This is a genomic window from Streptomyces sp. MK7 (assembly GCF_032658145.1).
Taxonomy (GTDB): Bacteria; Actinomycetota; Actinomycetes; order Streptomycetales; family Streptomycetaceae; genus Streptomyces; species Streptomyces spiralis.
Map to the genome: position 1 here is coordinate 88,020 of NZ_JAVACL010000019.1, position 23,190 is coordinate 111,209.

Annotated in this window: 22 protein-coding genes and 1 tRNA gene; 8 read left to right on the forward strand and 15 right to left on the reverse strand. The window is 71.7% G+C overall.

The features are described 5' to 3' along the window. Positions 1-8 precede the first annotated feature (8 nt). The 7 genes from R2S09_RS21550 to R2S09_RS21580 all read right to left on the reverse strand — a co-directional run bounded on the left by R2S09_RS21550 (position 9) and on the right by R2S09_RS21580 (position 6,674). Complete coding sequence (locus tag R2S09_RS21550) at positions 9-989, reverse strand: hypothetical protein (protein WP_306190541.1); 981 nt, start codon at positions 987-989, stop codon at positions 9-11. Positions 990-1,094: 105 nt separating this feature from the next. Then, a complete protein-coding gene (locus tag R2S09_RS21555; protein WP_372337768.1) occupies positions 1,095-2,333 on the reverse strand; it encodes an HD-GYP domain-containing protein in 1,239 nt (412 codons plus the stop codon). Then, entirely contained in the window at positions 2,330-3,724 is a 1,395-nt protein-coding gene (locus tag R2S09_RS21560; protein WP_316742672.1) for an HD-GYP domain-containing protein, read from the reverse strand. The genes R2S09_RS21555 and R2S09_RS21560 overlap by 4 nt, the downstream gene beginning before the upstream one ends. Before the next feature lie 177 nt (positions 3,725-3,901). Continuing rightward, complete coding sequence (gene rsrA / locus R2S09_RS21565) at positions 3,902-4,213, reverse strand: mycothiol system anti-sigma-R factor (RefSeq protein WP_306190539.1); 312 nt, start codon at positions 4,211-4,213, stop codon at positions 3,902-3,904. Continuing rightward, positions 4,210-4,905, reverse strand: coding sequence for an RNA polymerase sigma factor SigR (gene sigR / locus R2S09_RS21570; RefSeq protein WP_306190538.1), 696 nt, complete (start codon positions 4,903-4,905; stop codon positions 4,210-4,212). Before sigR ends, rsrA begins: the two co-directional genes overlap by 4 nt. Positions 4,906-5,209: 304 nt before the next feature. Beyond that, positions 5,210-5,857 carry an alpha/beta family hydrolase gene (locus R2S09_RS21575; RefSeq protein WP_316742674.1) on the reverse strand — a complete coding sequence of 216 codons (648 nt, stop codon included), beginning with the start codon at positions 5,855-5,857 and terminating at the stop codon, positions 5,210-5,212. 1 nt (position 5,858) lies between these two features. After that, the gene (locus R2S09_RS21580; protein WP_316742676.1) at positions 5,859-6,674 is read right to left on the reverse strand and encodes an SOS response-associated peptidase; all 816 of its coding nucleotides are present in this window, start codon (positions 6,672-6,674) and stop codon (positions 5,859-5,861) included. A 103-nt stretch (positions 6,675-6,777) separates the two neighbouring features. Between R2S09_RS21580 and R2S09_RS21585 the strand changes: the two genes are divergently transcribed. From R2S09_RS21585 to R2S09_RS21600, 4 genes are all read left to right on the forward strand, one after another. Beyond that, positions 6,778-7,500, forward strand: a complete 723-nt coding sequence (locus tag R2S09_RS21585) for a M50 family metallopeptidase (protein WP_306190535.1) — start codon at positions 6,778-6,780, stop codon at positions 7,498-7,500. Positions 7,501-7,723: 223 nt separating this feature from the next. Continuing rightward, positions 7,724-9,052: a 3-phosphoshikimate 1-carboxyvinyltransferase gene (gene aroA / locus R2S09_RS21590; RefSeq protein WP_316742678.1), complete on the forward strand. Its 1,329-nt coding sequence runs from the start codon at positions 7,724-7,726 to the stop codon at positions 9,050-9,052. Between the two features lie 18 nt (positions 9,053-9,070). Beyond that, positions 9,071-10,081 carry a ribosome small subunit-dependent GTPase A gene (rsgA, locus tag R2S09_RS21595; protein ID WP_316742680.1) on the forward strand — a complete coding sequence of 337 codons (1,011 nt, stop codon included), beginning with the start codon at positions 9,071-9,073 and terminating at the stop codon, positions 10,079-10,081. 107 nt (positions 10,082-10,188) lie between these two features. Then, complete coding sequence (locus tag R2S09_RS21600) at positions 10,189-10,512, forward strand: multidrug efflux SMR transporter (RefSeq protein ID WP_316742682.1); 324 nt, start codon at positions 10,189-10,191, stop codon at positions 10,510-10,512. 58 nt (positions 10,513-10,570) lie between these two features. Here the strand turns inward: R2S09_RS21600 and R2S09_RS21605 are convergent, their stop codons facing one another. Continuing rightward, positions 10,571-11,182, reverse strand: a complete 612-nt coding sequence (locus R2S09_RS21605; RefSeq protein ID WP_316742683.1) for a helix-turn-helix domain-containing protein — start codon at positions 11,180-11,182, stop codon at positions 10,571-10,573. 167 nt (positions 11,183-11,349) lie between these two features. Here R2S09_RS21605 and hisN point away from each other — a divergent pair, with 167 nt between their 5' ends. Further along, positions 11,350-12,150, forward strand: a complete 801-nt coding sequence (gene hisN, locus R2S09_RS21610) for a histidinol-phosphatase (protein ID WP_306190530.1) — start codon at positions 11,350-11,352, stop codon at positions 12,148-12,150. Positions 12,151-12,297: 147 nt separating this feature from the next. After that, positions 12,298-12,684 carry a cyclic nucleotide-binding/CBS domain-containing protein gene (locus tag R2S09_RS21615; protein ID WP_306190529.1) on the forward strand — a complete coding sequence of 129 codons (387 nt, stop codon included), beginning with the start codon at positions 12,298-12,300 and terminating at the stop codon, positions 12,682-12,684. Between the two features lie 113 nt (positions 12,685-12,797). Here the strand turns inward: R2S09_RS21615 and R2S09_RS21620 are convergent, their stop codons facing one another. Beyond that, entirely contained in the window at positions 12,798-14,249 is a 1,452-nt protein-coding gene (locus R2S09_RS21620; RefSeq protein ID WP_316742685.1) for a catalase, read from the reverse strand. 141 nt (positions 14,250-14,390) lie between these two features. Here R2S09_RS21620 and R2S09_RS21625 point away from each other — a divergent pair, with 141 nt between their 5' ends. Then, complete coding sequence (locus R2S09_RS21625; RefSeq protein WP_306190527.1) at positions 14,391-14,807, forward strand: Fur family transcriptional regulator; 417 nt, start codon at positions 14,391-14,393, stop codon at positions 14,805-14,807. Positions 14,808-14,997: 190 nt separating this feature from the next. Here the strand turns inward: R2S09_RS21625 and R2S09_RS21630 are convergent. From R2S09_RS21630 to R2S09_RS21640, 3 genes are all read right to left on the reverse strand, one after another. Further along, a tRNA-Met gene (locus R2S09_RS21630) sits at positions 14,998-15,071 on the reverse strand. A 68-nt stretch (positions 15,072-15,139) separates the two neighbouring features. Continuing rightward, entirely contained in the window at positions 15,140-17,104 is a 1,965-nt protein-coding gene (locus R2S09_RS21635) for a tetratricopeptide repeat protein (protein WP_316742688.1), read from the reverse strand. Between the two features lie 236 nt (positions 17,105-17,340). Next, a complete protein-coding gene (locus tag R2S09_RS21640; RefSeq protein WP_316742731.1) occupies positions 17,341-20,316 on the reverse strand; it encodes a UPF0182 family protein in 2,976 nt (991 codons plus the stop codon). A 177-nt stretch (positions 20,317-20,493) separates the two neighbouring features. Between R2S09_RS21640 and R2S09_RS21645 the strand changes: the two genes are divergently transcribed. Next, positions 20,494-21,036 carry a PPA1309 family protein gene (locus R2S09_RS21645; RefSeq protein ID WP_316742690.1) on the forward strand — a complete coding sequence of 181 codons (543 nt, stop codon included), beginning with the start codon at positions 20,494-20,496 and terminating at the stop codon, positions 21,034-21,036. Positions 21,037-21,094: 58 nt separating this feature from the next. Here the strand turns inward: R2S09_RS21645 and R2S09_RS21650 are convergent, their stop codons facing one another. From R2S09_RS21650 to R2S09_RS21660, 3 genes are all read right to left on the reverse strand, one after another. Beyond that, positions 21,095-22,192, reverse strand: a complete 1,098-nt coding sequence (locus R2S09_RS21650; protein ID WP_316742692.1) for a PDZ domain-containing protein — start codon at positions 22,190-22,192, stop codon at positions 21,095-21,097. Between the two features lie 94 nt (positions 22,193-22,286). Then, complete coding sequence (locus tag R2S09_RS21655; RefSeq protein ID WP_189902152.1) at positions 22,287-22,451, reverse strand: hypothetical protein; 165 nt, start codon at positions 22,449-22,451, stop codon at positions 22,287-22,289. Positions 22,452-22,626: 175 nt separating this feature from the next. Beyond that, positions 22,627-23,088 (reverse strand): molybdenum cofactor biosynthesis protein MoaE, encoded by a 462-nt coding sequence (locus R2S09_RS21660; protein WP_306190523.1) that lies wholly within the window; start codon positions 23,086-23,088, stop codon positions 22,627-22,629. Positions 23,089-23,190 lie beyond the last annotated feature (102 nt).

The following is a 23,190-nucleotide window of genomic DNA, read 5'->3' on the forward strand; positions in this document are numbered from 1 at the left end:
GCAGGGGGTCAGCAGACCTCTTCGAGATCCCGCCAGTCCCGGGAGTCCGGGCTGTCCGCGACCCACCCGTCCAGCAGCCCCCGGACGAGGGACGCCGGCGCGGCCACCCCGCACTCCCGCTCGGGCACCCACAGCTGTCCGTCGGTGCGGTGGCCCAGCGGCCCCGGGTGCCCCGGCTCGCTGTGGTCGTGCGGGTCCAGGTGCTCGCCGTCGCCCTCGTCGGACGGCATCCGCGACTCCGAGCAGGTCCGGCACAGCAGCCGCACGGACGACGACCAGTCCTCGGCGGCGAACCCGGCGTCGGCGGCGAGCTGCTCCAGGGCGTCCCGGTCGGCCTCGGTGGCGGCCTCCAGCAGGACCACCCAGGTGGGCACGGGCGAGGGCGCCCACAGCTCGATCTCGTCGAAGACGGGGTAGCTGTGCCCGGCGGCGGTGGTCCGCTCGCCGTGCGGCACGCCGTCGTGCAGCACGACCTCGCCCCAGCGCCGCCCGGAGGAGGGAAGCGGAATGGACAGCACCTCGATCCGGGCCGGGTCCAGGCGGCGGCCCCAGACCACCTCGGCCTCGCCCTCCGGCGACAGCCGCACGGCCGCGCTGCCCAGCTCCATGCCCACCGGTTCTCCGGCGGCCGTCGCGCCCCCGGGCACCTTCAGTCCGTAGGCCTGCCAGGCGCGCCGGGCCAGCGGCCAGTCCTGCAGGGCGGTGGCGGCGATCCCGACGTTCCACCAGTCCGGCGCGCCGGACTCCTTCTCCAGCAGGGCCACGGCCCGCAGCCCGGCCGTCCTGGCCTGCTCCCAGTCGTGGCGGAACTTGTGCAGCAGGGCCAGGTTGAACCAGGACTCCGACAACCAGGGCTCCAGATCGGCGGCGCGCGTCAGCAGCGCACCCGCGTCCTCGTACCGGCCGTCGCCGATCAGGGTGAACGCGCGATCGGTGGCCTGCCGCCAGGAGGCGGAGGGCCGGTGCCGTCCCTTGCCGAAGATCCTCACGATTCCCGCCTGCCAGTTCCGTTGTGTGGGCTGGCTTCTGCCCCCGGTTTCCCTTTCCTTCGCATCCAACCACGTACGGCTTGAAGGGCGCTCATTACCCATGGGTTACCCCGTGGCGGGCAGCGTCAGACAGTCCCGCGACAGCACCCGGGCCAGCGATTCGACCACCTCGGGCGCGTAGTCGCCGGCCGTGGCCAGCCGCAGCTCCTCCAGTGCCCTGAGCGGCCCGCCGGGTCCGGCGTCGCGCGCCTTCTCGTCGTAGGCGTTCACGGCCCGCACGATCCGGGCGGGCAGCGGCTGCTCCCGGCAGGGGTCGGCCTGCCGCTCCACCACCACCGCGACCTCCCGGGAGACCCCGGTCTGGCGGACCACGGCCCCGCCGAGCAGCGCGATGCGCCGCTGCTCCGCGACGGGCAGGCCGGCCGTCGCCCCCGCGGGCACCGGGTCGACCAGGCTCAGCTGCCCGATGTCGTGCATGAGCGCGGCGTGCTCCAGCACGGTCAGCTCCGGTTCCGTCAGCCCCAGGTCCCGTCCCACGGCCCGGCTGAGCGCGGCGACCCGGCGGGCGTGCCCGGCCGGGGTGTACCCGGCCACCTCGGTGGCCCGGGCCAGTGAGGCGATGGTCTGCCGGTAGGTGTCCCGCACGGCCGCGTACCGGCGGAAGGACAGCTGGGTGAGCAGCAGCGGCAGCGAGAAGACGGGCAGCGCCCACAGCCCGGCGACGGCGACCGCGAGGGCCATCACCGCGCCCGTCGCGCACACCGCCGACCCGATCCCGAGCAGGCCCCGCAGCTCCTCCCGCAGCAGCGGGCCAAAGGGCCACCGCGTGCGGCAGTGGGCCGGCACGGCGGCGAGGACGGCCCCGCACAGGGCGGTGAGCACCAGGAGCGCGAGGAGCAGCAGGGGGTAGGCAGGGCCCACCCACCCCCTGAAGACGCCTTTGCCGTACAGCGGTTGGAAGCAGACGGCGGCGAAGAAGACGGTGAGGATCCGCCGGGCCAGGTGGTCGAGGGTCGAGCCCCGCCCCAGCGCGATGTGCGGCACGCTGCCCAGCAGACAGGCGGCGAGCACCACGGCGACGGCCTGGAGGGCGCCGTGGTGGCTGGGCCGTCCGGCGTCCTGCCCCAACAGGGCGTACGACAGCGCGCCCGCGGCCCCCAGCGGGGCGGCCTCCCGGCCCTGGCCGCCCGACCACCGGGCGAGCTCCCCCACCAGCACGAGCACCCCGAAGGCGAGTGCCGCCCCGCGCTCCTCCAGTCCGGTCCACAGCGTGACGGCGAGCGACAGCAGGCCGACGGCGAGGGCGGACCCGCGGATCAGCACCAACGGCCACGGCCACCTCACCCGTACGCCTCCTCGCGCCCCCCGGCCGACGCGGCCGGGGCACGGGGGGCGCGGTGCTTGGCCGGGACGCGCGGTGCGCCGTCCCCGGGTGGGGGCGGCGGGGTGCCGTCCTCCGCCGTGACCGCCGGGTGCCAGCCGTGCCGGTCCAGGGCCCGCACCAGGGCCGTGACCATGCGCGGGTCGAACTGGGCGTTCGCGCAGCGCTCCAGTTCCCGCAGTGCCGTGCCCACCGGCCGGGCCCTGCGGTAGGAGCGGGTGGACGTCATCGCGTCGAACGCGTCGGCGACGGCCACCACGCGTGCGCACTCCGGGATCTGGCCGCCCCTCAGCCCGTAGGGGTATCCGCTGCCGTCCAGGCGTTCGTGGTGGTGCAGGATCGCCGAGCGTGCCTCGCCGAGGAAGGAGATCCCGCGCACCATCTCGTGCCCGTACTCGGGATGCAGTTCGATCACCCGCCGCTCCTGAGGGGTCAGCGGGCCGTCCTTGCGCAGCAGCCGGGTGGGCACGCCCAGCTTGCCCACGTCGTGCAGGATGCCGGCGAAGCGCAGTACCTCGACGCGTTCGTCGTCCATGCCGAGTTCGCGGGCGATCATCATGGAGGCCTGTCCGACCCGCTCGCTGTGTCCGCGCGTGTAGCCGTCCTTGATGTCGACCGCCTGCACCAGCGCCCGGATCGTCGCCTGGTGGGCGGCCCGTTCCCGGTGGTACTGCGCGTACGCCCACCAGGACACGCACATCGGCAGCAGCACCAGAAGGGCGGCCACCGGCCCGTACGGGCTGCGCCAGAGCACGGCCATCATCAGGCCGGCGAGCCCGTGGACCGCGGTCGGCGCGAGGGAGCGGGCGAACAGCCCTCGCCGGCCCGGCGGGGCGGGCGACGCCGCCGCCAGCGCCCGGACCCCGCCGTCCAGCGCGGTCAGCACCCCGCAGAACGCCACCACCGCGGCACCGGCCGGGACGAGGGCGTAGGGGAAGTCGGGGTCGGCGACGGCGCCCGGGCCGCCCAGTTCCCCGTGCACCCCGGCCGCCACCCACACGGCCAGCGCGAGCTGGGCCGCCCGCCAGATCCGGCGCAGCGCCTCGGGCCGCTGCCCGGCCGCGGCCAGCAGGGCGCCGGGCAGCGGGACGAGCGCGGCGGCGGACGGCGGCAGCAGGAAGGCCGCGGCCAGCAGCACGGGGTAGAAGGGCCCGGCGAAGCTCCGCCGGGCCAGTTGCTCGCAGCCGGTGTACACGGCGGCCAGCAGGCAGACGGCCCACCAGGACGCGTGTGTCACCGGCACCGGCACCAGCGGCGGCACCGTGACCGGCACCAGCACCGGCAGCAGGCAGACCAGGGCACCGAGGGCGACACAGGCGACGTACGCACGTGCCCGGGGTGGAACCGCCTCCATGCCGTCCCTCCCCCGTCGCGCCGGTCCTGCCTGCCCACGGCTGGGAGACTAGGGGGCGCGGAGGGACGTCCGTGGGCCGATAACCCGCGGATTAGCACGTACGGGTGACGAGGGGCCTGTGCCGGATGTGGGCGGGCCTGCACCGCATGGGGCGGGCCCGCGTCGCACGTGGGGTGGTCAGGACTCCTGGGAGGTGACCGGTTCCTCGGTCACATCGCGGTCGGAGACGGTCTGACCGGAGCGGATCAGCTCGAGCCGCCCCATGACCTTGGCGCGCAGGTCGGCGGGTACGTCGTCATGCCCGCAGCACCGCTTGACCAGCTTCTTCACGGCCTGCTCCAGGCCGTACTTCTCCAGGCACGGCGAGCACTCCTCGAAGTGGTGCTCGAACTTGGTGCGATCGACGTCCGGCATCTCACTGTCGAGGAACTCGTACAGATGGTCGAGTACCTCACTGCAGTCCGTTTCGTGCGGCTCTCCGCAGCTCATGAGCCCGAGCCTTTCGCTTCGTTCGACTCTCCGGCACCGGCCGGGACCAGTCCGCGATCGCGGGCGTAGTCCTCGAGCATGCCCCGCAGCTGACGGCGGCCCCGGTGCAGCCGGGACATCACCGTACCGATGGGTGTCCCCATGATGTCCGCGATCTCCTTGTACGCAAAGCCCTCTACGTCCGCGAGATACACCGCGATGCGGAACTCCTCGGGGATGGCCTGGAGCGCTTCCTTCACGTCCGAGTCGGGCAGGTGGTCGAGCGCCTGCGACTCCGCGGAGCGCAGACCCGTCGACATGTGCGACTCGGCGCGGGCGAGCTGCCAGTCCTCGATCTCCTCCGCGGCGGAGCGCTGCGGCTCACGCTGCTTCTTGCGGTAGGAGTTGATGAAGGTGTTGGTCAGGATCCGGTACAGCCAGGCCTTGAGGTTGGTGCCCTCACGGAACTGGTGGAAGGACGCGTACGCCTTGGCGTAGGTCTCCTGCACCAGGTCCTCGGCATCGGCCGGGTTGCGCGTCATGCGCAGGGCGGCCGAGTACATCTGGTCGAGGAATTCCAGCGCGTCGCGCTCGAAGCGCGCGCTGCGCTCGGCGGTCGCCTCCGCGGACTCGTCCACGCCCGTGCCCTGGCTCTCGGGCAGCTCCGCCTGGCCGTTGTCGTTCCCTGCGTCGGTACCGGGAACCGGACCCACCTCCTCAAACGATGGCGCAGGACCGAAACCAGTCCCACTCGATTCGGAGGATAGACGACGACCCGTGCCTCCCGCCGCTCGAATAGGAGCGGTCTTGGCCGCAAGCAGCACGGACCAGTCCAGGTCAGCGCGGCTGCGGCTGGAATCAGACTCTGCCGGGCGCAGCCCGTCCACGGGGTGGTGGGAGGCGGGAGGGCAGATGGTCGAACCCATGCGGCGGACTTCCTCTCCTGGGGCGTCGGTGCCGAGGCATCAGCACTTCTTTCGCCGTCAACAGCGGTCCGTCACCCGGCATTCCCAGAGATCACCCGAGTGACGCGATCCACTCCACGACACCGCCGGTGACGATCTCCAGCGCCCGCTCCTGGGTGATCTCCGCGCGTTTCGGCACGGCGAAGCCGTGATCTCCGTACGGCACCTCGACCAGCCCGTAGGGCCCTTCGGGGAACTCCTCCGGCTTCCCGAACGGGTCGTTCCCGCCCTGCACCACCAGCGTCGGCGCCCCGGCGCCGAGCAGCTCGTCGGCGCGCGACTTCTCCGGCTTGCCGGGCGGGTGCAGCGGGAAGCTCAGCGCGAGCACGGCGTGCGCGCCCAGCTCGCCGGCGGTACGGCAGGCGACCCGCGCCCCGGCGCTGCGCCCGCCGGAGACGACGGGCAGCCCCTCGGCGGCGAGCGCGGGCCAGACGCCCCGCCAGCCCACGTCCAGGGTCTTCGGCGCGGGCGCGACCTTCTTCCCGGCGACCCGCCAGGGCTGCTCGACCAGGGCCACGCTCACCCCGCGCGCGGGCAGCACCTCGGCGAGGGCCCGTAGATCCCGCGCCTCGATGCCGCCCCCGGCGCCATGGCCGACGGCGAGGACCATGGCGGGCTTCCTCGCCCTGTGCCAGGTGACGCGGGCCTCACCCGCGTCCGTGGCGACCGTCTCCGGGGTGCCGACCGTCTGCGTAGTCATGTCAGAAGAGTGTGCCCTCTTCGGGTGCGGGCAGCTCCTTGAGCAGCTCCGGCCCGTTGTTGCGGACGTTGCTCACGGCGGTGGACACGGGGTAGGCGCGCATCAGGCCGGCGGGCGGCGGGGCGAGCAGGGCGCGCAGGTCGTCCACGTCCGTGCGGGCCGGGTCCAGCCAGGCGTCCCAGCGGTCGGGCGTGAGCAGGAGCGGCATCCGGGGGTGGATGTCGGCCAGCGAGCGCGGACCCTCGGCCGGGGCCACCGCCAGCGGGGTGCGCTCCGCCTCCGTGGTGATCACCGAGCAGGTCGCCCACCAGGCCAGCGGATGGTCGTCGGGCAGCGTGCGGTCCCGCCAGAACTCGTACAGCCCCGCCATCGCGAACACCGATCCGTCCGCCGGGATCACGAAGTACGGCTGCTTGCGCGGCCGCTTCCGCTTCCCCTCGACCTCCAGCTCCCGCTCCTGGGTGCCGGTGACCCACTCGTAGTAGCCGTCGGCGGGCACGATGCATCGCCGGACGGCGAAGGCGCGCCGGTACGACGGCTTCTCGTGCACGGTCTCCGCCCGTGCGTTGATCATCCGGGCGCCGCCCTCGGGGGACTTCGCCCAGGACGGCACCAGGCCCCACTTCAGCTTCCGCAGCTGCCGAACCGGACGCTTGTCCTCGGCGTCCTTCAAGGGACGGTCCAGGACGACATGGACCTCCTTGGTCGGAGCCACGTTGTAGTCGGGCTCAAGGGTCTCCTCCGGCTCCCACTTCTCGATCTCAAAGATTCCTGCGAGATCCTCGGCTCCGCGACTTGCCGCATACCGTCCGCACATACGTGCAACACTGCCAGGCCCACCCGTCCCCCGACCACCACCCCTCAACGAGGCGCTTCGCGCCGCCCCTTCCGAATGCGAGCACAGGGAGCCACCGGAACACATGGACAGCCTCGCCTCCATCGCGCTGCCCGGCCTCTGGGACCGGCTCGTGGGCATCCAGCCCGATCCGGACGTGTGGGTGGTGATCGCCACCGCGGTCGCCGCGCTCGCCGTCGTCGTCCCGCACACCCTGTGGCGCGTCTCCCGCAACGCCATCACCATCGCCCACGAGGGCGGCCACGGCCTGGTGGCGCTGCTGAGCGGCCGCACGCTGACCGGCATACGCCTGCACTCCGACACCAGCGGCCTGACCGTCAGCCGTGGCAAGCCGTACGGCGCCGGCATGATCCTCACCGCGGCCGCCGGCTACACCGCTCCCCCGCTGCTGGGCCTGGGCGGCGCTGCGCTGCTCGCCGCGGGGCGGATCACGCTGCTGCTGTGGGTGGCCACGGCGCTGCTGGTGGCGATGCTGGTGATGATCCGCAACGCGTACGGGGCGCTGACCGTGCTGGTCACGGGCGGTACGTTCCTGCTGGTGTCGTGGCTGACCGGACCCCAGGTGCAGGCCGCGTTCGCGTACGCGGTGGTGTGGTTCCTGCTGCTGGGCGGGGTGCGGCCGGCCTTCGAGCTCCAGGCCAAGCGGTCCCGCGGCGGCGCCGGGGACTCGGACGCGGACCAGCTGTCCCGGCTGACGCACGTACCGGCGGGCCTGTGGCTGTTCCTGTTCCACGCGGTGTCGCTGTGCTCGCTGATGGGCGGGGGCCGCTGGCTGCTGGGGGTGTGACGGGGCCCTCGGGGGCCCGCGCGCCCCGGGCCACAGGGGCGTACGACTCCAGGAGGTGCGGTGGACGTACGGCTCCGGATCGCGAGGGCGTGCGGCTCCGCCGGTGGGGGGCGTACGGCTCCGGCGGTGCGGGGCGTACGGGTCCGCCGCCCGGCGTGACCGGCTCCGGCCGGGCCGCACCCGAACGACGGCCTGTCCTACCGCATCCTTATAGAGTGGGTCCATGGCCCCGAACCCCGCACACACCGCCCTCTGGCCCGCCCCGCACGCGAGCGGCGCCGTCGACGCGACCGTCCACGTGCCCGGGTCCAAGTCGGTCACCAACCGCGCGCTGGTGCTCGCCGCCCTCGCCTCGGAGCCGGGCTGGCTGCGCCGCCCGCTGCGCTCCCGCGACACGCTGCTGATGGCCGGCGCCCTGCGGACGATGGGCGTGGGCATCGAGGAGACGGTGTCCTCCGCGTCGGGTGCCGGCGCCTCCGGCGAGGCCTGGCGGGTGATCCCCGCGGGGCTGCACGGCCCCGCCACGGTCGACGTCGGCAACGCCGGCACGGTGATGCGCTTCCTGCCGCCGGTCGCCGCGCTGGCCGACGGTCCGGTGCGCTTCGACGGCGACCCTCGTTCCTACGAGCGCCCGCTGCAGGGCGTGATCGACGCGCTGCGCGCGCTCGGGGCCCGCATCGACGACGACGGCCGGGGCGCCCTGCCGATGACCGTGCACGGCAGCGGCGCGCTGGACGGCGGCCCGGTCGACATCGACGCCTCCTCCTCGTCGCAGTTCGTCAGTGCCCTGCTGCTGTCCGCCCCGCGCTTCAACCAGGGCGTCGAGGTCCGGCACACCGGCTCCACGCTGCCGTCCATGCCGCACATCCGGATGACGGTCGACATGCTGCGCGCGGTGGGCGCCCAGGTGGACACCCCGGAGTCGGGCGGCGAGCCGAACGTGTGGCGGGTCACGCCGGGTGCGCTGCTCGGCCGGGACCTGACCGTGGAGCCGGACCTGTCCAACGCCCAGCCGTTCCTGGCGGCGGCGCTGGTGACCGGCGGCAAGGTGGTCGTACCGGACTGGCCGGAGCGGACCACCCAGCCCGGTGACCGGCTGCGGGAGATCTTCACCGAGATGGGTGGTTCCTGCGAGCTGACCGACTTCGGCCTGGTGTTCACCGGCTCGGGGTCGGTCCACGGCATCGATGTGGACCTGAGCGAGGTCGGCGAGCTGACCCCCGGCATCGCCGCGGTCGCCGCGCTCGCGGACTCCCCCTCGACGCTGCGGGGCGTGGCCCATCTGCGGCTGCACGAGACCGACCGGCTGGCCGCGCTGACCAAGGAGATCAACGAACTCGGCGGTGATGTCACCGAGACCGCCGACGGCCTGCACATCCGCCCGCGCCGGCTGCACGGCGGGGTCTTCCACACCTACGAGGACCACCGCATGGCGACGGCCGGCGCGATCATCGGCCTGGCGGTCGAGGGCGTGCGGATCGAGAACGTGGCGACGACGGCGAAGACCCTTCCGGACTTCCCCGAGCTGTGGGCCGGGATGCTCGGGGCCTAGAGGCGCGGGGATCACGTCATGCGCCGCTACGGCAAGCACACCGACGAGGACGACATCCGGACCCGGCCCGGTCGCAGGGGCACACGGCCGCGTACGCACATCCGCCCGAAGCACGAGGACGCGGCCGAGGGCATGGTGCTCACCGTGGACCGCGGCCGGCTGACCTGCCTCGTCGACGGCCGTACGGTCGTCGCGATGAAGGCCCGCGAACTGGGCCGCAAGGCCGCCGTCGTGGGCGACCGGGTGGCCCTGGTCGGTGACCTGTCCGGCCAGAAGGACACCCTCGCGCGCATCGTCCGCATCGAGGAGCGCGGCTCGGTGCTGCGCCGCACCGCGGACGACGACGACCCGTACGAGCGCGTGGTCGTGGCCAACGCCGACCAGCTGGCCATCGTCACCGCGCTCGCCGACCCCGAACCGCGCCCGCGGCTGATCGACCGCTGCCTGGTGGCGGCGTACGACGGCGGCCTGGAACCGCTGCTGGTCATGACCAAGTCGGACCTGGCCCCGCCGGACAAGCTCCTGGAGCTGTACGGGGCGCTGGACATCCCCCATGTCGTCACCAGCCGTGACGAGCTGGAGAACGGCGACGCGGCGGACCGGGTGCGCGAGCATCTGGACGGCAAGATCACCGCGTTCGTGGGACACTCCGGCGTCGGCAAGACGACACTGGTCAACGCGCTCGTCCCGGAGGACAGGCGCCGTCTGACGGGACACGTCAACGTGGTGACGGGCCGCGGCCGGCACACCACCACCTCGGCGCTCGCGCTGCCGCTGACCGGCGCGGGCGGCTGGGTCGTCGACACCCCGGGCATCCGGTCCTTCGGACTCGCCCACATCGACCCGTCCCGGGTCATCCACGCCTTCCCCGACCTGGAACCCGGTACGGAGGGCTGCCCGCGCGCGTGCAGCCACGACGAGCCGGACTGCGCGCTGGACGCGTGGGTCGAGGAGGGCCACGCCGACCCGGCCCGGCTGTACTCGCTGCGCCGGCTGCTGGCCACCCGGGAGCGCACGGAAGGCGACTGACGCCGCGTGCTCACCTTGGCGTAGTTTGTGACCGCCACGGTCCGGCACGTGCATAATCGCAGCGAGCCGGAGCGGTCACGGAGCGAGGACCTACGGGAGGACGGCACATGGCGTGGCTGCTGGTCATCGTCGCGGGACTGCTCGAGACCGGCTTCGCGGTGTGCCTGAAGCTGTCGCACGGCTTCACCAGGCTCTGGCCGACCATCGCCTTCGCCTGCTTCGCGCTCGGCAGCTTCGGCCTGCTCACCCTGTCCCTGCGCAAGCTCGACGTCGGCCCCGCGTACGCGGTGTGGACCGGGATCGGCGCGGCGGGCACGGCGATCTACGGCATGATCTTCCTCGGCGACCTGGTGTCCACGCTGAAGATCGTGTCGATCAGCTTCGTCATCATCGGCGTGATCGGCCTGCAGCTGTCGGGCTCGGCCCACTGAGGGCCGGGCACGCTCCCGAGCCGGGTTCTGGTCGCAGGAGCCGACAGCAGCCGGTCGCTCAGACGAGCTGGTGGCGGCGCAGCGTCTCGCGTACCAGGGCGGCGACGCCGCCCTCGCCGGCAGGCGCCGGCACGCAGGACAGGGCGAGGCGGATCGCCAGCTCGCAGGCCTTCGCCAACTCGGCCGTGTCCATCACGGGTGCGACCGAGGCGGCCAGGGCGGCCACGGCACGGTCGCGGACGTGTCCCAGCAAGTCGCCCGGCGACGGCAGCGGACCGTCCGCCCTGCGCTGCGCCGGGACGGGAGAGGTCGAGGGCACCGCGGACAGCGTCGGCCAGGGCAACCGCTCGCTCCAGCAGCCCGTGAGCACGGCCTTCACCAGCGCGTTCTGGCGGGCGGCCGCCACGGTCCACTCGGCGGCGGCGGTGAGCCGCTCGCCCGGGTCGGCGTGCGCGGCCAGGGCGCGGTCCACCCCGGCGAGATAGCCGTCCGCCTCTCTCCTGACGAGCGCCCGCGCGAGTCCGTCCTTGCTGCCGAACTCGTTGTACAGCGTCTGCCGGGACACCCCGGCCGCCGCGGCCACGTCCACCATCCGTACCGCGGACCACGGCCGACGCGCCAGCGCCGTGTAAGCGGCGTCCAGCAGGGATTCCCGCGCTGCAGGCATCATCGCCTCCCGGGGGCGAGCGACTCTGCGCACAGATTTGACGCGCCCCGCAGCACTGTCAAGGGTGCCCGGAGTCATGTGCACCCTTCGAGCGACACACCAGGGCGCCGGCTCCGCCACCCGCGGCCCCCTGTGGCCCCGTGTCGCCCCAGGCCGATACCGTTCCCTACATGCCGGACTACCTTGACGACCTGCGCCTGGCCCACGTTCTCGCGGACGCCGCCGACGCCGCCACCATGGACCGCTTCAAGGCGCTCGACCTGAAGGTCGAGACCAAGCCGGACATGACCCCGGTCAGCGAAGCGGACAAGGCGGCGGAGGAGCTGATCCGCGGCCAGTTGCAGCGCGCCCGCCCGCGGGACGCGGTCCTCGGCGAGGAGTACGGCATCGAGGGCACCGGCCCCCGCCGCTGGGTCGTCGACCCGATCGACGGCACCAAGAACTACGTACGCGGCGTTCCCGTATGGGCCACGCTGATCTCCCTGATGGAGGCCGGTGAGGGCGGCTACCAGCCCGTCGTCGGCGTCGTCTCCGCGCCCGCCCTCGGCCGCCGCTGGTGGGCCGCCAAGGGCCACGGGGCCTTCACCGGCCGCAGCCTGTCGCAGGCGTCGCGCCTGAAGGTCTCCCGTGTGGCGAAGCTGGCCGACGCCTCCTTCGCGTACTCCTCGCTCAGCGGCTGGGAGGAGCAGGGCCGCCTGAACGGTTTCCTGGACCTGACCCGCGAGGTCTGGCGCACCCGCGCCTACGGCGACTTCTGGCCCTACATGATGGTCGCCGAGGGCTCGGTCGACCTCTGCGCGGAGCCCGAGCTGTCGCTGTGGGACATGGCCGCGAACGCGATCATCGTGACCGAGGCGGGCGGCACCTTCACCGGCCTGGACGGCCGGCCCGGCCCGCACAGCGGCAACGCGGCGGCGTCCAACGGACTGCTGCACGACGAGTTGCTGGGGTATCTCAACCGGCGCCACTGATGACGGGGAGACGCCTGCGCACGCCCCCAATCCGCCGCGCACGCCCCCTTGTTGACCGCCGCTTTGCCTGCGACTCTGAGAGTCCCCCACTTGTGAACTTGTGAATCCGGTCACCAGCTGGATTCCGCGAGGAGGTGGCTCCATCCCATGCTCGTCCGCGACGCCATGAGCACGGTGGTCCTCACCATCGGCCCCGCACACACCCTCCGCCAGGCCGCCGCCCTGATGTCCGCCCGCCGGGTCGGCGCGGCGGTGGTCCACGACCCCGACGCCGGCGGCATCGGCATCCTCACCGAACGCGACATCCTCAACTCCGTAGGCCTGGGCCAGAACCCGGACACGGAGCCCGTCCACGCCCACACCACCACCGACGTCGTGTTCGCCGCTCCGGCCTGGACCCTGGAGGAGGCCGCCCGCGCCATGGCGCACGGCGGCTTCCGCCACCTCATCGTCCTCGACGGCGGCGAACCGGCCGGCATCGTCTCGGTCCGCGACATCATCAGCTGCTGGGTTCCGGCCCGCGTGGCGGCCTGAAGACATGCGGGCGACGGCCTGACGGCATACGGGCGGCAGGCTGAAGGCGTACGGGCGGGCCGGGCCCCGTGGGGACCCGGCCCGCCACCCGACGAACGGTCCAGCGCCGGAGATCAGCCGCGCAGGGCCTGGACCGCGGTCTGAAGCCGCTTGCCGAAGTCGCCGTCCGCCCGGCGGAAGTTGTCGATCGCGCGCTCGGCGATGTCCTCGCGCGAGACCTGCGCGATGGCGCCCGCCAGGTTGCCGACCAGGCGGTCCTTCTCCTCGTCCGACATCAGCCGGTAGAGGTTGCCGGCCTGGACGAAGTCGTCGTCCTCCGCGTGCGCCGGGGTCGTGTGGTCGCCGGTGACGCCGGAGACCGGAACCGGCTGCCACAGCGGCCGGTCCGTCTGGAACGGGCCGCCGAAGCTGTTCGGCTCGTAGTTCTTCGCGCCCTTGTGGCGGCCGTCGTAGAGGTAGCCGTCACGGGAGTTGGTGCGCGCCTCGGTGGCGTGCGGGCGGTTCACCGGCAGGTGGTCGGCGTTGATGCCGACGCGGTAGCGGTGGGCGTCGCCGTAGGCGAAGAGACGGCCCTGGAGCATCTTGTCCGGGGACGGACCGATGCCGGGCACGAAGTGCGCGGGACTGAAGATCGACTGCTCGACCTCGGCGAAGACGTTCTCCGGGTTGCGGTTGAGCTCCAGCCTGCCGATCTCGACCAGCGGGTAGTCGGCGTGCGGCCACACCTTGGTCAGGTCGAACGGGTTGAAGCGGTAGGTCGCCGCCTCGGCCGCCGGCATGATCTGGACGTAGACGGTCCAGGACGGGTACTCGCCGCGCTCGATCGCCTCGCGCAGGTCGCGCTGGTGGGAGTCGGGGTCCTCACCGGCGAGCTTGTGGGCCTCCTCCTGGGCGAGGCACTTGATGCCCTGGTCGGTCTTGAAGTGGTACTTGACCCAGAAGACCTCACCGGCCTCGTTGTTCCACTGATAGGTGTGCGAGCCGAAGCCGTCCATGTGGCGGTAGGAGGCCGGGATGCCGCGGTCGCCGAACAGCCAGGTCACCTGGTGCGTGGACTCCGGGGACAGGCTCCAGAAGTCCCAGACGTTGTCCGGCTCCGTGGAGCCCGTGTACGGGTCGCGCTTCTGGGTGTGGATGAAGTCGGGGAACTTGATCGCGTCCCGGATGAAGAACACCGGGGTGTTGTTGCCGACGAGGTCGTAGTTGCCCTCCTCGGTGTAGAACTTCAGCGCGAAGCCCCGCGGGTCGCGGACGGCGTCCGCGGCACCCAGGTTGCCCGCCACCGTCGAGAAGCGCAGGAACGTCTCCGTCTGCTTCCCGACCTCGGAGAGGAAAGCGGCACGCGTGTACGGCGTGACATCGGCCGTCACCGTGAAGGTGCCGTAGGCCCCCGCACCGCGCGCGTGCACCACCCGCTCCGGGATGCGCTCGCGGTTGAAGTGGGCGAGCTTCTCCAGCAGGAGCTGGTCCTGGACGAGAACCGGGCCGCCGGCGCCCGCGGTCTCGCTGTTCTGGTTGTCGGCCACCGGAGCACCGGCCTCCGTCGTGAGCGGTCCCTGGGTCATGTCGCCTCCCGGCACATCTGTCTGTTCCTGTCGCTTGGCCAAAGCCGTTCTCGATCCTACAATGGACAATGTCTAAGTCAAACAAAGCTCCAAAGTCACACTCGTTCGGAAACTGTTCCCCTTGCTGTTAAGCTGGTGCCTATGAGCGACCTTCTGGAACGGCTGCGCGGACGCGGATGGCGGATGACCGCGCAGCGGCGCGTCGTGGCCGAGGTCCTGGACGGCGAGCACGTCCACCTGACGGCCGACGAGGTCCACGCGCGGGCAGTCGCCAAGCTGCCCGAGATCTCTCGTGCGACCGTCTACAACACCCTGGGCGAACTGGTCTCCCTCGGTGAGGTGATCGAGGTCAGCACCGACAAGCGCGCCAAGCGGTACGACCCGAACGCCCACCGGCCGCACCAGCACCTGGTCTGCGCCGGCTGCGGCGCGATCCGTGACGTCCATCCCGGCGGCAATCCGCTGGCCGACCTTCCGGACTCGGAGCGCTTCGGCTTCACGGTCTCGGACGTCGAGGTGACGTACCGCGGGCTGTGCCCGAACTGCACGGCGGCGTGACGAACGCCTGAAAGCCCCGGCACCAGGGAGTGCCGGGGCTTTCTGCGTGCCGCACCTTTGCAGGGGGCGTACCTGCGCCTCTGCGGGGCCGAACCCACCGAGGGGCCGAACCCGCCGAGGGACAGAACACCGGGGGACGGAAACACCGAGGGCCGGAATCCTTGATCGGATTCCGGCTCTCGGCCTTCAGTAGCGGGGACAGGATTTGAACCTGCGACCTCTGGGTTATGAGCCCAGCGAGCTACCGAGCTGCTCCACCCCGCGTCGGTGAATAGAACACTACGTGACCGGCGGGGAAAGAAGCAAATCGTTTACGGGGAGCGTCGCGCGCATCACGCCGACAGCTCCTCCCGCAGCGCGTCCCTCAGCCGTGCGGCCCGCTCGGCGACCTCGGCCGGGCCCAGCGCCACCGCGCGGTCGGCCCACCGCTGCCCCTCCGCGAGCTCCCCGCGGCGCGCGTAGACGAGGGCCAGCCGCAGCGCCGCCCGCCCGTGGCCGGCGTCGGCCGCCCGGGCCCACCACACGGCGGCCTCCGGCTCGCTCCCCTCCCGCGCGAGCAGCAGTCCCAGGTTGAAGGCGCCGTTGCGGGACCCGGCCTCCGCCGCCACCCGGTACCAGTGAGCCGCCTCGACCACGTCCCCCCGGGCGGCGGCCAGCATGCCCACCCGCACCTGCGCGCGCCGGTGCCCCTGGGAGGCCGCCCGCTCGTACCACTCCTCGCACTCGGTCTTCTCGTGGATCGCCGACTCCCCGAGCTCGTGCGCCGGCACCGGCGGCCGTCGCGCGTCGAGCACCGTCGCCAGCCGGTAGGCGGCCTCCGCGTTCCCGCCGCCGGCCGCGCAGCGCAGATGCCGCTCGGCCTGGCGCTCGTCCCCCGCGCGCAGCCGGGCGATCCCGACCTGCAGCGCCGCCTCCGTGTGCCCGGCGGCCGCCGCCTGCTCGTACCAGCGCAGGGCCTCGGACTCCAGGTCCCGCCCGGCGTAGAGGATCCCCAGGTTGAACGCGGCGTCCACGCTCCCGGACTCCGCCGCCCGGGAGAACCACGGCTCGGCCCCGCTGGTGTCGCCGTTCTGGAGCAGCAGTACGGCCAGCGCGTTCGCCGCCTCCCGGTGGCCGGCGTAGGCGGCGCGCCGGTACCACTGCTCGGCCTGCGGGGTCCGTCCCTGCTCGGCACAGAGCAGCCCGAGGTTGTAGGCGCCGTTCACGTCGCCGGCGTCCATGGCCGCCCGGTACCAGCGCTCCGCGGTCTGCGTCTCGCCGCGCTCGGCGTGCAGCGCGCCCAGCGCGTTCGCCGCGTTGCCGTCGCCGTCCTGGGCGGCCCGCAGCCACCACACCGCCGCGCTCTCGATGTCTCCGGCGTCGCGCAGCAGGAACCCGAGGGCGCAGGCGGCCCGGGCCTCGCCGTCCTTGGCGGACGTCAGGTACCAGCGGCCGGCCTCCTTCAGCTCGCCCCGCTTCTCCAGGATCGCGCCGAGGTGCAGCGCGGCGCGCCGGTGCCCGCGCGCCGCGGCCTGCCGGTACCACTGCTCGGCCTCCGCCGACAGGCCGCTTCTGTCGGGGTCCGCGCCGTCGCGGTCCGCCCCGGTGGAACCGGCTACGTGCGAGCCGGTGCCACGGGCGCCGGCACCGCCGCCGTCGGCGGCGCACTCGCCCGCCGCACGCCGGTCCAGGGCCCGCGCCAGCCGGTACGCCGCCTCGCGGTGGCCGCGCTCGGCGGCGACCCGCATCCAGCGCTCCGCCCCGGCATCCGCGCGGTGCTCCAGGAGGTCGGCGAGCGCGTAGGCGCCCAGCACATGGCCCTGCTCGGCGGACTGGCGCAGCCAGTACTCGGCGGCGGGCTCGTCGCCGCGCTCGCGGTGGTGCCGGCCGAGCGCGTGTGCGGCCGCGGCGGAGCCGGCGACGGCGGCGATCCGCCACCAGCCCGCCGCTTCGTCGGCGTAGCCACGCTGGTGGAGGAGGACTCCCAGGTTGTTCGCGGCGGCGCGGTCACCGGCCGAGGTGGCGGCACGCAGATGGGGCTCGGCTCCGTCGAGGTCGCCGCGGCGCAGCAGCATGGCTCCGAGAACGCTCATCGCGTCGATGTCGCCGGCCTCGGCGGCGAGCCGGCGGCGCGCCAGTTCGGCGAGCTCATCGGCGGCCTCACCGGTCTCGTCCGTGGTCGCGTCCCCGAGCCCCTGGGTCCCTTGGGTCCCCTTCGTCCCCTCGAGGCCCTCGGGCTCCCCGCCCGTCCCGGGATCGGAAGCCTGCACAAATCGCCCTGTCTCGAACAGAGTTACCTTGTCCCCCATAACGTTCATCGTCGCACCACCTGCAAACTGGGTACATCTGGTATACCGCAGCCAGTGAGGTCACTTCAGCGTTTTGTCGACATGCCCACAGAGAGACAAGTCAAACACAGATCGCCCAACTCCCCACGGCGGCACGGCGGTCCCGCCTGTCGGCACATGCGTTCGCAACCCCACCGTCCGTCGTACGCACACCACGAGGGCCCGGATCCGCTCCCGGACCCGGGCCCTCGACTCGACGCGCGCGATCAGCTCCCCGTCGTACCGCTACCGCTGCCCTTCTTGTCGCTGCCGCCGCCGTTCTTGGCGCTGTCGGTACCGTTCTTCGCGGTACCGGCACCGTTCTTGGCGTTGCCGCTCTGCTTCTCCGCCTGGGCCTGGGCCTGGGCGGCCTGCTTGAGCGCGTCCTGCAGCTCCTTCTGCGCCTTGCCGTACGCCTCCCAGTCGGTCGGCTTCTTGTTCAGCGCCGCCTGGCCCTCCTCGAAGGCCTTCTGCGCGTCCTTCAGCGCCTGCTGGACCGTCGGGTTGCCCGAACTCGGCGGATTCGCGGTCCCGGTGCCGGGCGGGGGCGTCGAACCCGGCGCCCCGAAGATCTTGTCGAGGGCCTGGCCGAGCGTGTTCTCGAACGCGGTGGAGCCGCCGTAGGTCACCAGGACCTTCCGCAACAACGGGTACTTGAGCTGACCGCCGCGTACGTAGACCGGCTCCACATAGAGCAGTCCTCCGTCGAGCGGAATGGTCAGCAGATTGCCGTACTCGATCTCCGAGTCGCCGTTCCTGACCTGCCGCACGAACTCGGTGATGTTCTGCTGCGAGTTGGAGTTGAACTGGCTCTGGACCTGCTTGGGCCCGTCCGCCGTGGTGCTCGTCCGCAGCTTCAGGATTCTGATCTTCCCGTAGTCGGATGTGCCCGCCTGCGAGTCGACCGCCATGAAGGCACTGAGGTTGTCCCGGCCGTTCGGCGTGTACGTCGTCGTCAGCGAGAACGCCTGGGAGTTCTGGTCGGGCATCTTCATGGTCAGGTAGTACGGCGGCACCGCGTCGCCCGACTTGTTGGTCGGGTCGTCCGGCACCTGCCACACCTCGCTGCCGCTGAGGAAGGTCTGCGCGTCCTGGACGTGGTAGCGGGTGAGCAGCTCGCGCTGGACCTTGAACAGGTCCTGCGGATAGCGCAGATGGGACATCAGGTCCGGGGAGATGTCCGACTTCGGCTTCACCGTGTCCGGGAACGCCTTCATCCAGGTCTTCAGCACCGGGTCCTCGGTGTCCCACTGGTACAGCCTGACCTCGCCGGTGTAGGCGTCGACGGTGGCCTTCACCGAGTTGCGGATGTAGTTGACCTGGTTCTGCTGGGCCACCACCGCGCGCGAGTTGTTGGTCGCCGTCAGCGAGTCGGCCGTGGTGTCGCCGAGGGTGGTACGGGAGGCGTACGGGTAGCCGTTCGTGGTCGTGTAGGCGTCCACGATCCACTGGATATGGCCGTCCACCACCGCCGGATAGGCGTCGCCGTCGATGGTCAGCCAGGGTGCCACCGCCTCGACGCGCTCCTTGGGGGTGCGGTTGTACAGGATCCGCGAGCCGTCTCCGATCGCGCCGGAGTAGAGGATCTGCGGCTCGCCGAACGCCAGCGCGTACGCGGCCCGGTTGACGGGGCTGGACAGGCTGACGCCGCTCTTGCCCCGGTAGCTGGTGGTCTTCTCGCCGTCGTTGTCGGAGTAGTCGATCTCCTTCTGGGGACCGCCGACGATCGAGTACGTGGTGGTCTTCTCGCCGTAGTAGACCCGCGGTTCGTACCTCGGCAGGTCGCCGGCGGGCGGCAGGTTCTTCTCGGTGAAGACGGGCTCTCCGTTGTCGGCCTCGGTGCCCTTGGCCGAGACGACGCCGTAACCGTGGGTGTAGCGGAAGTGGGTGTTGATCCAGTTCTGCTTGACGCCGGAGAAGTTCAGCTCACGCAGACCGATGACCGTGTCCTGGACCTTGCCGTCCTTGGTGGGATAGCGGTCGACGTCCAGATTGTTGGGAAATGAGTAGAAGCCCTTGATCTGCTGCAGTTGCTGGAACGTCGGCGAGACGATGTTGGGGTCGAGTATGCGGATGCTCGCCGTCTTGTCGACGTCGTCGCGCAGCGTCGACTTGTCCTTGGTCCTGCTCGTGCCGTCGTAGGGGGTCACCTCGGTGTCGTCGATGCCGTACGCCTGGCGTGTGGCCTCGATGTTCTTCGCGACGTACGGCGCCTCCTTGGCCTGCTCGTTGGGCTGGACCTGGAACTTCTGGACGATCGCCGGGTACAGGCCGCCGATGAGGATCGCGGAGAGCACCATCAGGCCGAAGCCGATGACCGGCAGCTGCCAGGTGCGCCGCCACAGGGTGGCGAAGAACAGCAGCGCGCAGATGACCGCGATGCAGAAGAGGATCGTCTTGGCCGGCAGGTAGGCGTGGGCGTCGACGTACCTCAGACCGGTCCAGTTGTCGGTGGCCTTGAAGTCGCTCGACTTGACCGCGAGTCCGTACCGGTCGAGCCAGTACGCGATCGCCTTCAGGGACACGAAGACGCCGAGGAGCACCGACAGGTGACCGGTCGCCGCGGCCGTGGCCCGCGTGCCGGGGCTGGTGACCCGCAGCCCGCCGTACAGGTAGTGGGTCAGCGCCGCGGCGATCAGGGACAGGATCGTCGCGGCGAAGCCGAAGCCCAGCAGGAAGCGGTACCAGGGCAGGTCGAAGGCGTAGAAGGACACGTCGAGGTGGAACTGCGGGTCCGTCTTGTGGAACGGGACGCCGTTGACCCACAGCAGCCAGGTGCGCCACTGGCCCGCGGCGGAGGCACCCGCGATCAGGCCGACCAGGGCGGTGATGCCGCACAGCAGCCACTTCTTGTACGGCGCGATGCCCACCCGGTAGCGGTCGAGGTTCTGCTGCTCCATCGACATGGCGCTGAGCGGAGGCCGCAGCCGGTGCGCGAGCCAGATGTTGAAACCGACGGCCACCGCCATCAGCAGCCCGAAGACGAAGAACAGTCCGATCTTGGTCCACAGGGTGGTGGTGAACACGGACGAGTAGTGCACCGACCGGTACCACAGCCAGTCCGTCCAGAAGCCCGCGAACATCGTGAACGCCATGCCGAGGACGGCCAGGACGCCCAGGGTCATGAGCAGGACACGGGCTCGCCGGGACGGGCGGCCGACTCTCATCCGCGGCCCGGACGGGCCTGAGCCGCGGTCCGGCATCTGGAAAGCCAAGGTGCGCACCTCGAAGTTCGCTGGTGGTTCGCTGTCGTTGCGTCTGGCCCCCGTGCCCGCGGACCGTACGGCGTGCCCGTGGTCGTCGCGGGCACACATCTATGAAACTTACTGACGGTTTACTCGGTTCCCGGTTCCGGCCGGGAACGAGGCAGGATTGTGACCATGTCCAACACTCCCATGGCAGCGAGCCCTCTCACCCGGGCCGTACTCGAGATCGACGAGTACGCCTCCGGCCTCGGCTGGGACCAGCCCGCTCGCCTCTTCGCCCTCGTAGACACCGCGCGGCTGCGGACCGAGGAACCCGTCCTCGCGGCCCAGCTCGGCCTGGAGGACGAGCAGCAGACCTCCGGTCTCACCCCGATCGAGCAGGACGAGATCCCTGCCGATCAGCCGCTCGACGAGTTTCTCGGCACGATCGCCTGGCCCGACGCGGTGGCCGGCTGCGCGCTGACCGTGGAGCGGCTGATGCTGCCGCCGTCCGCCGAGGCACAGGTCCCACAGGGGCTGGACGAGGAGAAGCTGGCCCGGTGGGTGGCCGACCACCCCGAGCGTCAGGAGGTCCGGATGACGGTGGCGGTGCTGCGCGACGGCGCCCGGGAGTCGGCCCTGCGGCTGCGCGAGAAGGACTCCGCCACGGAGGTGCTCACGGGCGCCGACCTGGTGCCGGGGCTGGCGGAGGCACTGGCGGCGACGTTCGAGGACTGAGTATTTCGAGCTGAGTGCGTGACCCGGGGCGCCCCTGATGCCAGGAGCGCCCCTCGTCTCAGCCCTTGGTCGTGCACTTCGGCAGGTCGGCGGTCTTCCCGGAGCGGATGTCCTTCAGGGCGCCGAGGGCGTCGCCGATGGTGCCTACCTTCACCAGGGTGAGCCCCGAGGGGGCGTCCTTGGCGGCGGCCGCGCAGTTGTCGGCGGGGGTGAGGAAGTACTGGGCGCCCTTGTCGCGCGCGCCGACGGTCTTCATCTCGACGCCGCCGATCGGGCCGACCTTGCCGTCGTCGTCGATCGTCCCGGTGCCGGCCACGAACTTTCCGCCGGTCAGGCTGCCGGGGGTGAGCTTGTCGTAGATGCCGAGGGCGAACATCAGACCGGCGCTGGGTCCGCCGACGTCGGCGAGCTTGATGTCGATCGTGAACGGGAACGTGTGATCGGTGCCGGCGGAGATCCCGACGATGGCGCGCTTGGCGCCGGTGTCGTGGGACTCGGCCGTGGTGATGGTGACCTTCTTGGTGGTGGTCGCCACCTTGTTCTGCTTCTCCGCGGCGGCCTGGTCCTTGGCGGGCACGATGGTGAAGACGACGTCCTGGCCGGGCTTGTGCCGGGTGACCAGCTTCGCGACGTCGGAGGGCTGCTTGACCGCGGTGCCGTCCACGGCCTTGATCACGTCACCGGCGTGCAGCCTGCCCTGGGCCGGGGTGCCCTTGACGACCGTGGAGACGATCACCCAGGACCGCACCGGGACGCCGAGCTCCTTCAGCGCCGCCACCTTGGCACTCTCCTGGGACTGGCTGAACTCCTCGGCGTTCTCCTGGCTCGACTGCTCCTCCGTCTTGCCGTCGGGGTAGAGCGTGTCGTGCGGGACGACCTTGTCGTCGTGCGCGAGCCAGCCGTAGACGGCCTCGACCAGGTTCATGCGGTAGTCGGCGCTGGTGACCCGGACGGTGGTCATGTTGAGGTGCCCGTCCGTCGGATACGTCTGGTGCCCGGAGATCTGCAGCACCGGCTCGCCGTCGTGCTCGTCCAGCGTGTTGACCGTCGGACCCGGGGACATCTCCGAGTACGGCACGGGGAGGAAGACCCCCGCGCACAGGAGCGCGATCAGCATCAGGGTGGAGGCGAGCATCGTCGCGGTGCGGCGTGGCATGAGTCGACAGTACGGGACGCGTCTGTCAGAGCACCGTCAGGGCCGTCGTACGGAATCCTGACGCGCGGTCTTCGTACGCGCTTCTCGTACGGCCCTACGTGCCGGACGTGGACCTCTCCATGGCCTCGCGGAAACGGGCGTACCCGTCCAGCTCGGGACCGTCGCTGCGCACCTTGCGGGTCCGGTTCGCCCAGATCCCCCACAGTCCGGCGGCTATCGCAGCCACCAGTGGTATCAGCAACCAGGCGAGCGCCGCCATGCCGACCTCCCGACCCCAACCGAGCGACCCCAACCGACTGATCAGCAGATTAACCATCCGCACTGACAACGCTCGGGCCAGGGGTGCGGTTACGCAACCGGAGGCGCGACGGAAAGGGTGCGGCGGGGGCCGAAGGCCGCCGGAGGCCACCGGCGGTGTCGACGGGAGAGTGCCGTCAGCAGGCTCCGACCCACTCCTCGGTGCCGTCCGAGAACTTCTGGTGCTTCCAGATGGGCACCTCGTGCTTGAGGTCGTCGATCAGCTTCCGGCAGGCCTCGAAGGCCTCCGCGCGGTGCGGGCACGACACGCCGACGACGACGGCGAGATCCCCGACCCCGAGGCCCCCCACACGGTGGACGGCGGCCAGCGCGCGCACCGGGTACTCGGCGGCGACCTTCTCGGCGATCCGCCGCATCTCGGCCTCGGCGCTGGGGTGGCAGGAGTAGCCGAGCTCGTCGACATCGGCACCCCCGTCGTGGTTGCGCACGGTTCCCACGAAGAGCGCGGTGCCGCCGGCGGCGTCGTCCCCGACCGCCTTGAAGACCTCGTCCAGGGAGAGCGCCGTCTCGCGGACGGCGATCAGCTTGATGGGATCGTCGGCGGCGTGCTCGCCGGGGTGATCGTTGGTGGGTGCCATGCCTCCATCGTGCCGTACGCGCGCGACCACGCGGAATAGCGTCATCGCCCGGCACGCGCGCGTACCGGTTTGGAGCCTTCTACGATCGAGGACCCCGACCGC

Excerpts from the sequence above, each read along its gene's own strand:
- R2S09_RS21560 (WP_316742672.1), bottom strand. The coding sequence starts at position 3,724 with ATGGAGGCGGTTCCACCCCGGGCACGTGCGTACGTCGCCTGTGTCGCC.
- rsrA (WP_306190539.1), bottom strand. The coding sequence starts at position 4,213 with ATGAGCTGCGGAGAGCCGCACGAAACGGACTGCAGTGAGGTACTCGAC.
- R2S09_RS21575 (WP_316742674.1), bottom strand. The coding sequence starts at position 5,857 with ATGACTACGCAGACGGTCGGCACCCCGGAGACGGTCGCCACGGACGCG.
- R2S09_RS21580 (WP_316742676.1), bottom strand. The coding sequence starts at position 6,674 with ATGTGCGGACGGTATGCGGCAAGTCGCGGAGCCGAGGATCTCGCAGGA.
- R2S09_RS21585 (WP_306190535.1), top strand. The coding sequence starts at position 6,778 with ATGGACAGCCTCGCCTCCATCGCGCTGCCCGGCCTCTGGGACCGGCTC.
- aroA (WP_316742678.1), top strand. The coding sequence starts at position 7,724 with ATGGCCCCGAACCCCGCACACACCGCCCTCTGGCCCGCCCCGCACGCG.
- rsgA (WP_316742680.1), top strand. The coding sequence starts at position 9,071 with ATGCGCCGCTACGGCAAGCACACCGACGAGGACGACATCCGGACCCGG.
- R2S09_RS21600 (WP_316742682.1), top strand. The coding sequence starts at position 10,189 with ATGGCGTGGCTGCTGGTCATCGTCGCGGGACTGCTCGAGACCGGCTTC.
- R2S09_RS21605 (WP_316742683.1), bottom strand. The coding sequence starts at position 11,182 with ATGATGCCTGCAGCGCGGGAATCCCTGCTGGACGCCGCTTACACGGCG.
- hisN (WP_306190530.1), top strand. The coding sequence starts at position 11,350 with ATGCCGGACTACCTTGACGACCTGCGCCTGGCCCACGTTCTCGCGGAC.
- R2S09_RS21615 (WP_306190529.1), top strand. The coding sequence starts at position 12,298 with ATGCTCGTCCGCGACGCCATGAGCACGGTGGTCCTCACCATCGGCCCC.
- R2S09_RS21620 (WP_316742685.1), bottom strand. The coding sequence starts at position 14,249 with ATGACCCAGGGACCGCTCACGACGGAGGCCGGTGCTCCGGTGGCCGAC.
- R2S09_RS21625 (WP_306190527.1), top strand. The coding sequence starts at position 14,391 with ATGAGCGACCTTCTGGAACGGCTGCGCGGACGCGGATGGCGGATGACC.
- R2S09_RS21635 (WP_316742688.1), bottom strand. The coding sequence starts at position 17,104 with ATGAACGTTATGGGGGACAAGGTAACTCTGTTCGAGACAGGGCGATTT.
- R2S09_RS21640 (WP_316742731.1), bottom strand. The coding sequence starts at position 20,316 with ATGCCGGACCGCGGCTCAGGCCCGTCCGGGCCGCGGATGAGAGTCGGC.
- R2S09_RS21645 (WP_316742690.1), top strand. The coding sequence starts at position 20,494 with ATGTCCAACACTCCCATGGCAGCGAGCCCTCTCACCCGGGCCGTACTC.
- R2S09_RS21650 (WP_316742692.1), bottom strand. The coding sequence starts at position 22,192 with ATGCCACGCCGCACCGCGACGATGCTCGCCTCCACCCTGATGCTGATC.
- R2S09_RS21655 (WP_189902152.1), bottom strand. The coding sequence starts at position 22,451 with ATGGCGGCGCTCGCCTGGTTGCTGATACCACTGGTGGCTGCGATAGCC.
- R2S09_RS21660 (WP_306190523.1), bottom strand. The coding sequence starts at position 23,088 with ATGGCACCCACCAACGATCACCCCGGCGAGCACGCCGCCGACGATCCC.